General features: G+C 46.1%; 12 protein-coding genes and 4 tRNA genes. 2 read left to right on the top strand and 14 right to left on the bottom strand.

Annotation, left to right across the window (positions count from 1 at the left end):
- Positions 1–9: 9 nt before the first annotated feature.
- From AUL54_RS11140 to dnaB, 12 genes are all read right to left on the bottom strand, one after another.
- On the bottom strand, positions 10–804 hold the full coding sequence (locus tag AUL54_RS11140) for an MBL fold metallo-hydrolase (RefSeq protein ID WP_016937374.1): 795 nt from the start codon (positions 802–804) through the stop codon (positions 10–12).
- Between the two features lie 14 nt (positions 805–818).
- The gene (locus AUL54_RS11135; RefSeq protein WP_016937373.1) at positions 819–1,658 is read right to left on the bottom strand and encodes a two-component system regulatory protein YycI; all 840 of its coding nucleotides are present in this window, start codon (positions 1,656–1,658) and stop codon (positions 819–821) included.
- Positions 1,645–3,003, bottom strand: a complete 1,359-nt coding sequence (gene yycH / locus AUL54_RS11130) for a WalRK two-component regulatory system regulator WalH (RefSeq protein WP_060963840.1) — start codon at positions 3,001–3,003, stop codon at positions 1,645–1,647. Before yycH ends, AUL54_RS11135 begins: the two co-directional genes overlap by 14 nt.
- The gene (gene walK, locus AUL54_RS11125; protein ID WP_016937371.1) at positions 2,993–4,828 is read right to left on the bottom strand and encodes a cell wall metabolism sensor histidine kinase WalK; all 1,836 of its coding nucleotides are present in this window, start codon (positions 4,826–4,828) and stop codon (positions 2,993–2,995) included. The genes yycH and walK overlap by 11 nt, the downstream gene beginning before the upstream one ends.
- A gap of 6 nt (positions 4,829–4,834) precedes the next feature.
- Complete coding sequence (gene walR / locus AUL54_RS11120; RefSeq protein ID WP_004393104.1) at positions 4,835–5,542, bottom strand: cell wall metabolism DNA-binding response regulator WalR; 708 nt, start codon at positions 5,540–5,542, stop codon at positions 4,835–4,837.
- A gap of 336 nt (positions 5,543–5,878) precedes the next feature.
- Positions 5,879–5,951, bottom strand: a tRNA-Phe gene (locus AUL54_RS11110).
- 36 nt (positions 5,952–5,987) lie between these two features.
- A tRNA-Asp gene (locus AUL54_RS11105) sits at positions 5,988–6,064 on the bottom strand.
- An 84-nt stretch (positions 6,065–6,148) separates the two neighbouring features.
- Positions 6,149–6,220 (bottom strand) — tRNA-Glu (locus AUL54_RS11100).
- 8 nt (positions 6,221–6,228) lie between these two features.
- A tRNA-Lys gene (locus AUL54_RS11095) sits at positions 6,229–6,304 on the bottom strand.
- A 202-nt stretch (positions 6,305–6,506) separates the two neighbouring features.
- Positions 6,507–7,799 (bottom strand): adenylosuccinate synthase, encoded by a 1,293-nt coding sequence (gene purA, locus AUL54_RS11090; RefSeq protein WP_060963838.1) that lies wholly within the window; start codon positions 7,797–7,799, stop codon positions 6,507–6,509.
- A gap of 238 nt (positions 7,800–8,037) precedes the next feature.
- Entirely contained in the window at positions 8,038–8,451 is a 414-nt protein-coding gene (locus AUL54_RS11085) for a VOC family protein (protein ID WP_060963837.1), read from the bottom strand.
- Between the two features lie 117 nt (positions 8,452–8,568).
- A complete protein-coding gene (gene dnaB, locus AUL54_RS11080) occupies positions 8,569–9,933 on the bottom strand; it encodes a replicative DNA helicase (protein WP_016937368.1) in 1,365 nt (454 codons plus the stop codon).
- A 170-nt stretch (positions 9,934–10,103) separates the two neighbouring features.
- On the opposite strand from dnaB, the gene AUL54_RS11075 reads away from it, so the two are divergent.
- Positions 10,104–10,301 carry a DUF2188 domain-containing protein gene (locus AUL54_RS11075; protein WP_016937367.1) on the top strand — a complete coding sequence of 66 codons (198 nt, stop codon included), beginning with the start codon at positions 10,104–10,106 and terminating at the stop codon, positions 10,299–10,301.
- Between the two features lie 30 nt (positions 10,302–10,331).
- Here AUL54_RS11075 and AUL54_RS11070 read toward each other — a convergent pair whose 3' ends face one another.
- Entirely contained in the window at positions 10,332–10,541 is a 210-nt protein-coding gene (locus tag AUL54_RS11070; protein ID WP_060963836.1) for a hypothetical protein, read from the bottom strand.
- A gap of 118 nt (positions 10,542–10,659) precedes the next feature.
- On the opposite strand from AUL54_RS11070, the gene AUL54_RS20715 reads away from it, so the two are divergent.
- Positions 10,660–10,803 (top strand): YycC family protein, encoded by a 144-nt coding sequence (locus tag AUL54_RS20715; protein ID WP_016937365.1) that lies wholly within the window; start codon positions 10,660–10,662, stop codon positions 10,801–10,803.
- A 171-nt stretch (positions 10,804–10,974) separates the two neighbouring features.
- On the opposite strand, the gene AUL54_RS11065 is transcribed toward AUL54_RS20715, so the two are convergent.
- Entirely contained in the window at positions 10,975–12,264 is a 1,290-nt protein-coding gene (locus tag AUL54_RS11065) for a glycosyltransferase family 4 protein (protein ID WP_060963835.1), read from the bottom strand.
- Positions 12,265–12,284: the final 20 nt, after the last annotated feature.

The raw sequence follows: 12,284 nt of genomic DNA, 5'->3' as shown, positions 1-12,284 counted from the left end.
TTGGAAAAATTACACGGCGCACAGCGGCGTCGGGATTTTCGGATCGGTATCAAATAATTGAAACGTTTCCCCCGCGACAAATCCTTTCGCAGCCAATGTCTGCTGCACGGACATTCTCGCCAGTTCCTTCATATTGTTGTCTTGGCTCAGATGCGCCAAATAAATGCGTGATGTGCCGTCGCCGATGACATCGGTCATGGCGAGCGCCGCGTCTTCATTTGAGACGTGGCCGACATCGCTTAAAATCCGCCGCTTAATGCTCCAAGGGTATCTGCCCATTTGCAGCATGCCGACGTCATGGTTGCTTTCAAACACAAATACATTGGCCGAACGGATAATGCCTTTCATTCTGTCGCTCACATATCCGGTGTCCGTCATCAGCGCGAGCTTTCTGCCTTGGTAATGGAAAACATAAAACATCGGCTCGGCCGCGTCATGAGAGACGCCGAATGACTCAACATCAAGCCCGCCGAAAGATTTCACGCTTTCCATCGGGAACAAAAACTTTTGTCCGGTATCCAGCTTGCCGATCTGATTCTCCATCGCTTTCCACGTCTTTTCATTAGCGTAGACGGGAAGACCGTACTTTCTCGCAATGACGCCGAGCCCTTTAATATGGTCGCTGTGCTCATGAGTGACAAAGATGCCGTCCACGTCGTCTATCTTGCGGCCGATTCTCTCCATCAGCCCGTCCATCGCTTTACCGCTCAGGCCGGCATCCACCAGAAAAGAGTGCTCCTCTGTCTCCAGATAAAACGCGTTTCCGGTACTCCCGCTCGCAAGAACGCTAAATTGCAAGCTCATTTGTTCTCACTCCATTATTTATTTTGATTGTTATCAATGACTGTGCTTTCCAAAGCATTCACAGTGTACGTTTGCTGTGTCTTTTTCTTCGTCCCTTTTGACTTATCTTCAATTGTAATTCTCCATACCGGCGCCAGCACCTGCGTACTTGTCAGCGGGTATTGGGCAATATAGCCGAATTTGACGCTTTTGACGGCGCAATTCGCTTTTAAGTAATTTTGAGAATACAATAATTCGACCGCATCCAGCTCAGGAATCAGGCTTTCCGTCTGGATTCGCTTGAATGACTCCAGCATGGTCTGCTCGTAAGACACGACCTCGTTTTTATCGTTCAGATGCAGAATCACCTGTCCGATCGCATCCGTGGACGAGTCAAAATCCTGATAAATAAACTGTCCGTCATACGTCTGGTAAAAAATGATCTGTTTTTGATCCTTGTCGACTTTCCACAGTTTATATTTTTCACCGCCGGTTATTTTAGAGCTCACGAGCGATTCGGCATCATCCTGCGGTTTTTGCTTCGATAAACCGACCGGATCGGTAAATTTCATTTTCAGCGTCGTGACCTTGTGATCATCCGCCGGCATCTCCATTAAAGGCTTTTGATCCTTCAAGGCATCAATATCTTCCGCGGTAAATACCTTTTGGCCCGCCGTCAGCCGGTAGCCCGTCGCGGAATCAGAGGACAGGTTGCCGAATGTGATATGATCCATCTCCATGTCTTTTTCCACATTTGAATTTTTAATCACTTCGTATTCACTGCTTGAGCGTTTTTCAAAAAACTGATAGCCGAGAAAAATATCGAGGATGAGGAAGGCAATGATGAAGATCGTTTTTGTCTTATTCCACTCCATTATCGTCCTCCTCCTTCCCCAGCAGATCTTTCGTAATCGGAACGATCTTCCCGTTGATTTTCATACTCCAGACGGGTTCCAGCTCAACAAGATCATTCGTTGACGAAGATACCATTTGATAGGACAGGAAGATCTGGTCGATTTTGTTCACATCGTATTTATCCTGCTGCTCCAGCAGAGACACAATCTCATTGCCGCTCATCATTTTTACGTCTTTTGTTTTAATCGGATTCGGCCCGAGAACATAGTTCGGCCGCTTGTAGCTGAGAACCTCGTCATTGGCCCATTGCAGGGTTATAACAGGCCCGGATCCGAAAGGCTTAGACGTGCTGTTGATGACAGGCATTTGATCTTTAAACATGTAGAAACTCAGCTGCTGGTTATCACTCACATTGAAAAATTGATAATGATCCGTCCAGCTCCCCGTATCCTCTAAATATTTATAGCTTTTCTTAATCAGCTCTCCCGTTTGGTAAGAAGCGCTTTGCGCCAGGTTCCGGTGCTGGAACTGTATCTGCCGCTGCGTCGAATTGATTTCCAGACGGCTGATTCCGTCAGTCAGCACGTTCCGATTGTAATTCGGGTCCTCTCTGACCGTGCTCGGATCGTTAAAGAGCGTCTGCTTAAACAGGTTCGTCTTAATGGTTTCAGTGATAAATTCTTTTTCCTTCATATTAAACCGCGCATTTGGCATGAGAAATTCTTTGCTTTTCCCGACCGAATAGAGGTGGTATAACGGCATACTCGATTTTTTGCTGTACAGCTCGTTCATCAGATTGCGGTAATTTGCCGATTCGACAGTCACTTCCAGAATCAGCTGTTTGCTGTAAGAGACCATGTAAATCTTCTTATTCGGCTTATTCTCATTAAACGGAATGACAATATGGTCAAATGAGCTGTATTCCATTGACTGATTCGACCATTTAAACATCGTTTGGAAGAAATCAATCGGAATGGTGTCATTGAATTGCAGATCAAGCTTTGCCGAATTCCCATTTCTGCCGTAAAGCCAATTTTTAAAACCGAGTTTGTCGTATTGATCAGAAATATCCTTCATCCCTTTTACTTCCCATTGCGGCAAATCCGCCCACAGGTCATTAAAGAGCGTTTCATCAACCACTTTATAATGAGAGCCGTTTGTATGAATGAACATATCCCGGGGTTTTACCGTTTGCGACATTTTTTGGCTCGTTTTATCAATTTTATGCTTTTCCCGGACAGTCGATTTGGTTGAGGCCGTGCCTTCTGAGAAATTGGGCTGGAATGTCCAAATTCCCCATGTTAAAACAAGACTAATGACGACTAGCACCGACAGTATGACTGTTTTTATATTTTCACGCCTCATCCCAATCATCCTCTTGCTCTTCTTTATATGGAAGAGTAAATGTAATCTTCGTGCCTTTGCCTTCTACACTGTCGGCCCAAATGTCCCCGCCGTGCGCCTGAACCATCTCTTTTGCAATCGCAAGGCCGAGTCCGGTGCCGCCTAGCTTTCTCGTCCGCGCCTTATCAACCCTGTAGAAACGGTCAAATACTTTTTCCACATCTTTTTTCGGAATGCCGATCCCTTCATCTTTTACGCTGATGTAGAGCAGCTCTTCTTTCTCATTCACATCGACTGAGAAGGTGACATGTCCGCCTTCCGGTGAGTATTTCAATGCGTTAGAAATGATATTATCGAGAACCTGCGTCACTTTATCCTGATCAATCTCCACGTACAGATTTCTGTCCGGCAGCTCGCGGATAAATTCGACATGCTGTTCTTTCGTCATTTCAAAACGGTCAATAATCAGAGACATAAAGCGGATCATATGAATCCACTCTCGATTAAACTGATAATCTTTGCTGTCGAACTTAGACAGCTGAAGCAGATCATTCACCAATCGGATCATGCGCTCAGTTTCATTTTGGGTCACCATTAAGAAACGCGGAGCGATCTCTTTGTTTTCCCACGCGCCTTCTGCAAGCGCCTCTAGATAGCTTCGCATTGTCGTCAGCGGTGTCCGAAGTTCATGGGACACATTCGCAACGAATTCTCTGCGCTCGCGATCGAGTTTTTCCTGCTCGGTGACATCATAAAGAACCGCGATTAAACCATCAATTTTTCCGTGCTCTCTCTGAATAACGGAAAAATTGACCCGCAGCACAGTCGTTTCATCGTCACGTTCGATCTCCAGCAGCATGGAGTCCTGCTGTTCTACTAAATCCTCAAATGTAAAGTTCTCTTTTATGCCCAATAAAGACGTAATCGGCATCTCTAAAGCCGTTTCACGTGAAACATTCAGCAGCTCAAGCGCAGGGCTGTTTAACAGAATAATAGCCCCGTTGCGATTCGTGGCGATGACGCCGTCCGTCATATACGCGATAACGGAAGAAAGCTTTCTTCTCTCCCCTTCCGTCATGGCTTGGGCATCTTCAAGCTCTTTCGTCAGATGGTTGAAAGTCGTTGCGAGCTGACCGATTTCATCATGCCCGTATTTTCGAACCTTTCTGGAGAAATTCCCTTTTGCCAGTTCCATCGCCTGCTTACGCATATCCGAAAGCGGATGGGTAATGGTCCGGGCGAGAAATATACCGAGAAGAGCCGTCAGAACGAGGGCTAAGCCTGTTCCTGAAGCAAGGATCGAGTTGACGGTTTTCATTTGGTTAAAGGTATCTTCCATACTGGCCACGACATATATCGCGCCGACAACTTCCTGATTCTCTGTAATGACCGGTTTTGCCGAAATCAGCACTCTGTTTTTGCTTTTAGGATCATAATATTTTTTTGAATAGGCCTGTTTTGTAGAGAAAATCCGTTTAAAAATCGGGTCAGTCGTCTGTTTCCCCGCTATTTCCTCGCCATAAGGCCTCGAAGAACCGACGACCTCATAGCTTTTATCAACAAAGGTAATTTCCCGTATTTCATTGTTTTTCGTAAAATCATTCAAAATACGCTTGACGTCGTCTTTAATGACGGTGCCGTCATTGTCCCCTTTATATTCCTGCTCAATATAATAGGAAAGGTTATCAATCCGCTGATTTAACGATAATTCATAGGACTTGAGAAGAGAATTCTCCACCTGTTTCACAAAGTACACGCCGATAATCTGCATGGCAATGATAATAAGAAGCACATAGATCAGCGTGATCTTAAATTGAATCGACCGAAAAAAACCAACCTTATTCATCGCCGGTTAGTCCTGTTCAGGGTTTCTCAAGTAATAACCGACACCCCGTCTTGTGACGATCCAGTTCGGATGGCTCGGATTATCCTCGATTTTCTCGCGAAGGCGGCGAACTGTCACATCCACCGTTCTCACGTCACCGAAATAGTCATAGCCCCACACAGTCTGCAGCAGATGCTCACGCGTCATGACCTGTCCGATATGTTTGGCTAAGTAATGCAGCAATTCAAATTCACGATGGGTCAGCTCGATCGTTTCTTCTCTTTTTGATACGACATAAGCGTCAGGGAAGATGACGAGAGAACCGATATGAATGTCATTAGAAGCTGATTCTTCCTCAGCCGGCGCAACCGTAAGCTGGCGTCGCAGGTTAGCTTTAACGCGGGCCAGAAGCTCACGCGTGCTGAAAGGCTTAGTGACATAGTCATCCGCTCCGATTTCAAGTCCGATGACCTTGTCAATCTCCGAGTCTTTTGCCGTCAGCATAATAATCGGCATATCATATTTTTTCCGGACTTCCCGGCACACTTCAACTCCGTCTTTATTCGGAAGCATAATATCTAATAGAATTAAATCAGGCTGAAGCTCCTCCACCATTTCCACGGCTTCGTTTCCGTCGTACGCACAGTGCACGTCATAGCCTTCTTTTCTTAAATTAAACTCTAATATATCTGCAATCGGTTTTTCATCATCGACTACAAGGATTTTCTTATCCATCATCTTGATTTTCCTCCTGCCAGAATGACTTCATTTCATCTATTGATGTTTCATGATGATCACAATTCGGATCGTGAAAAACGTTCCCTGTCTATTATAACGGTTTCAGGTCAAAAGATAAAAAAATTAAAGAGAACAGCGCAAAAACGTATTGAACTGCCATCCTTTTGTCATGTTTTTTATTTTCTTTTAAAAAATAATATTTTTTTGAAACCTCACGAAAAAAAACGCCGTCTACTGTTTGACGTCTTCTTCTGGGCCGGCTGAAAAGCCGGCTCTCCCTTTTTTTATCACAAAGAAAAAACGCACCTACTATTGCAGATGCGTTTGGGTAAGTGGCTCGGGACGGAATCGAACCGCCGACACACGGATTTTCAGTCCGTTGCTCTACCAACTGAGCTACCGAGCCAGATGTTTCTTTTCTATACTATAAAGTAAAGTAAAATGGCGGTCCGGACGGGACTCGAACCCGCGACCTCCTGCGTGACAGGCAGGCATTCTAACCAACTGAACTACCGGACCTTACAGTAATTTGTCCGGGGAACCGTATCGTGGCGGTCCTCCCAGGACAAATAAGGAGTTAGCAATAACGCTAAAGTAAATCAATGACCCGTACGGGATTCGAACCCGTGTTACCGCCGTGAAAGGGCGGTGTCTTAACCGCTTGACCAACGGGCCATAAAAAGTGGTGAGCCATGAAGGACTCGAACCTTCGACCCTCTGATTAAAAGTCAGATGCTCTACCAACTGAGCTAATGGCTCTTGATGTGTCGGATTATGTATCATAGAGCATTCAGACAAAAGCTTTCTTGCAGTACTCTATTGAAGCTGTTCCGTAACAACGAGATTTATAATATCATAGAACATTCGAAAGTGGCAACTACTTTTTTGAAAAAAATCTATTATTTTTTTCCTACATAAAAAAACAAGCCTCCGGTCACGGAGGCTTGTCTGCTGTAAATCCTTAGTTAGCACGGTATACACTGCGGATGACGTTCGTTTGTGAACGGTCAGGACCGACAGAGAAAATAGAAAGCGGAATACCTGTCAGCTGAGACACGCGTTCCAGATAATGGCGCGCGTTTTCAGGAAGGTCGCTTAACGTTTTTGCGCCTGTAATATCTTCCGTCCAGCCAGGCATTTCTTCATATACCGGTTCACACTCAGCGAGGTCTTTCAGGCTTGCCGGGAATTCTTCAATCACTTCACCTTTGTAGCGGTAAGCGACACAGATCTTCAGCGTTTCAATGCCAGTCAGCACATCAATTGAGTTCAGAGAAAGATCTGTGATTCCGCTGACGCGGCGGGCGTGGCGGACAACAACGCTGTCAAACCAGCCGACACGGCGAGGGCGTCCTGTCGTTGTGCCGTATTCGCGTCCGACTTCACGGATTTGATCTCCGATTTCGTCTTTCAGCTCAGTTGGGAAAGGACCGTCACCGACACGGGTTGTGTACGCTTTCGATACACCGACGACGTGCTGGATTTTTGTCGGGCCAACGCCTGAACCGATCGTCACCCCTCCGGCGACCGGGTTGGATGAAGTGACAAATGGGTATGTCCCTTGGTCGATATCAAGCATAACCCCTTGAGCGCCTTCAAATAAGACACGGCGGCCTTCATCCAGCGCGTCATTTAAGACGACGGATGTATCGCATACATACTTTTTAATCTGCTGGCCGTATTCATAATACTCATCCAGAATATCTTCAATTTTGAAGCCGTCCGTTTCATACATTTTTTCAAGAAGACGGTTTTTCTCTTCAAGGTTCCGCTCAAGCTTTTCTGCAAACACGTCGCGATCTAACAGGTCTGCGATCCGAATGCCGATCCGCGCCGCTTTGTCCATATAAGCAGGTCCGATGCCTTTTTTCGTTGTGCCGATCTTATTGGCCCCTTTGCGTTCTTCCTCTACTTCATCCAGTTTCAGATGATACGGAAGAATCACGTGGGCTCTGTTGCTGATTCTCAAGTTATCCGTGCTCACATTGCGTTCATGAAGATACGCAAGCTCCGTTACGAGCGCTTTCGGATCAACAACCATTCCGTTCCCGATGACACACGCTTTTTCTTTATAAAAAATTCCTGATGGGATTAAATGAAGCTTGTACGTGACGCCATCAAACTTGATGGTATGTCCTGCATTGTTTCCGCCTTGATAACGTGCGATCACTTCTGCATTTTCTGATAGGAAATCTGTAATTTTACCTTTTCCTTCATCGCCCCACTGCGTACCTACTACGACTACTGAAGACATATATCCGTGCACCTCCGTTAACCTTTCAAAACGATATCTCATTCAAACAAATTAAGTGTATCAGTGCCGAAACAGAAAGTCAATCGTAAATCCGAACATTAAAATCTTATCATTCTATATTTGTTCGCCTTAATTCCGTTTAAAAGCGTTTTCTCTTTCATTTGTTATCTATTACTCCTGAAACTTTCATACTTTAACATGAAAAAGAACCCGTAGCCCGGGTTCTTCAGACAGTCATTTATATGCCGTTTGTATTCATCAAAACGATCCGCCAGCCGTCAGGATCTTCGATGGTCACGCCTTTTTCTTCCCAGTACGGATTTTCGGGTTCTTTCTCTTCATATCCCATCTGCTTTAACCTCGTGCTGATGCGAATGACCTCCTGAGAATCCGGGATGTAAAAGACAAGCAGGCTGTCGCCGTGCGGAACGGGCGCCGGATGAGACGCGCCCGTTTCTTCGGTAAATTCTAAATGATATTGCGTATGGGGCAGGCCGAACATGACGCCGCTGTAGCCTCTATGTCCGGAAAAGCTGCCGACCCTCTTCAGTCCGAGGCCCTCTTCATAAAACCTGATGATTTCTTTAAGCTGTCCGGTCGGCCGGGCAATCCGGATTTGCGCCGCTTGGAATTGCGGAAATGCAATTGTCATCATCATTCCTCCCTTGATGCCATTATATAAAAGCGCTTTCTTTTTATCGACTGCCGAACGGACGGCATTCTCTCATTCTTTCGGATGAAAAAAAGCCTCAAGACATTGCTTGAGGCTTTACGCACCTGCCGGAACACCGCCGTCATCAAAGCGTCTTTCCAGGTTTACGAACTTATTGTATTCCTTCACAAAAGCCAGTGAGACGGTGCCCACCGGGCCGTTACGCTGTTTGGCGATAATGATTTCGATGATGTTTTTGTTTTCGGATTCTTTATCATAGTAATCATCACGATACAGGAAGGCGACGATGTCGGCATCCTGCTCAATACTTCCTGACTCACGGATATCTGACATCATCGGACGTTTATCCTGCCGCTGCTCAACACCCCGGGAGAGCTGAGACAGGGCGATGACCGGAACTTCAAGCTCCCGTGCCAGCGATTTTAGCGCCCTTGAAATTTCCGATACCTCTTGCTGGCGGTTGTCACTTGAACGGCCGCTTCCCTGAATAAGCTGCAAGTAGTCAATTAAAATCATTCCCAATCCGTTTTCCTGCTTCAGCCGGCGGCATTTTGAACGGATTTCGCTGACGCGGATGCCTGGGGTGTCATCTATAAAGATACCGCTGTTTGACAGGCTTCCCATCGCCATCGTCAGCTTGCCCCAATCTTCTTCCGTCAGATTTCCCGTTCTGAGATTTTGGGCGTTAATATTTCCTTCGGCGCAGAGCATACGCATGACAAGCTGCTCGGCTCCCATCTCAAGACTGAATATCGCGACGCTCTCATCCGTTTTGGTGGCCACGTTTTGCGCAATATTTAAGGCGAACGCCGTTTTCCCCACGGACGGACGGGCTGCGACAATAATCAAATCATTTCGCTGAAAACCCGCCGTCATCCGGTCAAGCTCAATAAAGCCGGTCGGAATCCCGGTAATATCGCCTTTCCGGTTGTGAAGCTGCTCAATATTGTCATATGTTTGCACAAGCACATCTTTAATATTTTGGAAGGCGCCCGAGTTTTTTCGCTGCGCAACCTCCATAATCGTTTTTTCCGCATCGCTTAATAAATCTTCAACTTCATCCTCGCGCGTATACCCGTCCTGGGCGATCGAGGTCGCCGTTCTGATTAAACGGCGGAGAATTGATTTTTCCTCAACGATTTTCGCGTAATATTCTATATTAGCCGCTGTCGGAACGGAATTCGCGATATCCGTCAGGTAAGAAACGCCTCCCACCTCTTCTAACAAATCGGTATTCGCAAGCTCTGACGTTACCGTGATCAAATCAACCGGTTCGCCGCGGTCTCCGAGCACGAGCATGGCATTGTAAATTTTTTGATGTGACATTCTGTAGAAATCATCCGGAATCAACACTTCAGAAGCCAGTGTCAACGCAGACGGCTGTAAAAAAACAGCACCTAACACGGCCTGCTCAGCTTCTATGTTTTGCGGCGGCAGCCGATCATTCAGAAGGTCTGTCATGCTAAGCACCGTCCTCTCCTTAAAAAATATCCAAACTCCATTTTACCATTTCTCATGAAAAAGAATAGAAAAATATCACTTTCCCTGTATTTGTCAGGAGAGGGTTATGTGTTTTGCCGTTCCGAATGCCGGGAAACAAATAAACAAATCAAACCCAGGAGGGAAGAAGGATGAAGACATATGCAGTAACACCAAGTATTGATGCAGACGGATGGTTTGTGAAGGCAGAGAATGTGGCGCCGACGGCTCTTTGTACATCAAAGGACGCGGCGATTGAAAAAGCGGAGCAGATGGCGAAAGAGAACAGCCCGGCTAAGCTTGTCATTTATGATCAGCATAAAAACATTGAAGAGGAACGTTCCTTTTAAGAAAAGCCTTCGCCCGCGCGAGGGCTTTTCTTATTCGATGAAGCGGATATGCAGCACCGTCTGCGCCATGAGATCAGCCGTTTTTTGATACAGATCCCATTCTTCACAGGCGGCGAATACTTTCATCATTTCCTGCAATGTCTGTTTCAGCATGATAAATTCGTCAATTGTCCGCAGTTCTGCGGCTTTTTTCTGATAATCAGCCAGCTTCAGCTGTAATAACATCAATGGCGATTGCATAAAAAACCTCCCCCATTCTGTTATAAAGCCAGGCTTATCAAACCTCCATTTCTTTGTCATATCCTCTTACGATAGAATTTTGATTTTAGTACAATAAAGAAACGGAAGGAGTGATCACATGAAACCGCTGCAAATTTCCGCTGAAACGGCGCAAAAGCTTGCAGAATCACTGAATATGCCGCTTGAAAGAATCATGCACATGCCTCAGCACATTCTGCTTGCCAAATTAGCTGAAGTCCAAAAAGAGAACGATCAAAAATAAAGGCTGTTCCCTCATATATATGTGCGGGAGGCGGAAGCAATGGCTTTCTGCCTCTTTTTCTTATAGGTAAATAAGGAATGACGGCCGGACAAGGCGAGATCCAAGCATAAGACCGGAAAAAAGGCTGGATATTCAAAACCCAGCCTTTTCACTTTGCCCTTAATCACTCATTTAAAAAAATGATTGATAAATACTGTCTATTTTTGAAATCATGTTTTCTTGGCGCAGATGCTGACCGGCATAGGTCTTTGCTGCTTTTCCGAACTGTTCTCTGAGAGCTTGATCCGTAATCAGTCTTAAGAGGGCATCGGCAAGCTCCCGGATGCTGCCGGGCTGACAGATAAGGCCTGTTTTCTCATGCCGGATCATCTCAGGGATCCCCCCGCAGTCAGTTGCGACAATGGCCTGCCCCGAGAACATCGCCTCGATGATCGCTATGGGAAAATTATCATTCAATGTAGGCAGAACAAAAATAGACGATTCAGCCAAAAGTGCCGGCACATCACACCGTTTTCCGAAGAAAAACACATTTGAAAGACCCAGTTTCCGTCTCTTCTCTTCAAGAAAACCCCGCATTTTCCCGTCTCCGATGATCCATATCTCGGCTCCGTATAAGTGCTGCCGGATTTGTGCGAGGGCGTCCAGCAGCACGTCATGTCCTTTTCGCTCTGTCAGACGGGAAACACACGCAATCACGAGCTTCTCAGCACGTTTTGGCTCGGGTGCATCCCGGATGTCAATGCCGGTATAAACAGTCGTCAGCTGTGTTTCTTTTGCACCGTACTCCAGAAGAGGCGCGTGAAAGGAGTCGCTGATGGTAATGATTTTATCCGAAGCCCGAATGCCCTGTCTTTCTATTTCAGAGAAGTATGCCTCTTCAATTGAGCCCTTTTGGATTTTATGAAACTTCATCCGGCTTTTCGTAAAATGTCCATGCGGCGTGAAGAAAAGAGGACGCCGATACGTTTGATTAAGGTGTCCCAGCAAAAATACCGCAAACAAATCCTGTGCATGAAACAGGTCGTATTGCTCTAAATCCTTTTCCATCAAAAATCGTTGAAAGACATGTAAATAGCTGAGATTTTTGATGAGTTTTTCGTTTGCGGCGCCGTATCTGCCAAGAAGAAACACTCTGACTTCATCAGCGGCACGCGGAATATCTTCATGAAAAAAGGATGGCGGCATTTGAAGGGGCGAGATGACATCCGCCTGATGACCGGCGCGCTCAAAACCTGTCTTAACTGACGTGATATAGCTCGCCAATCCTCCGACATTCGGGTACTTGAGAAAAGTTGCGTACAAAATACGCAACGGCCTTTTTCTTTTGGGGGAGCTTTTTCTTTCCGCACAAAATGAATGCAGCTCTTGTTCATCTTGATGGCCGATGCCATAAAATTGATCCATGACGCGCAATAAGGCAGGAGGCACCAGACTGCACGGCCTCCCGATCTCCTCTCTCAAACCCGCTCCCCCTCTCTCAA

Source organism: Bacillus sp. SDLI1, assembly GCF_001553895.1.
GTDB lineage: Bacteria > Bacillota > Bacilli > Bacillales > Bacillaceae > Bacillus > Bacillus siamensis.
Note: the sequence above shows the minus strand (reverse complement) of the source record. Positions and strands in the feature narration are given on the sequence as shown.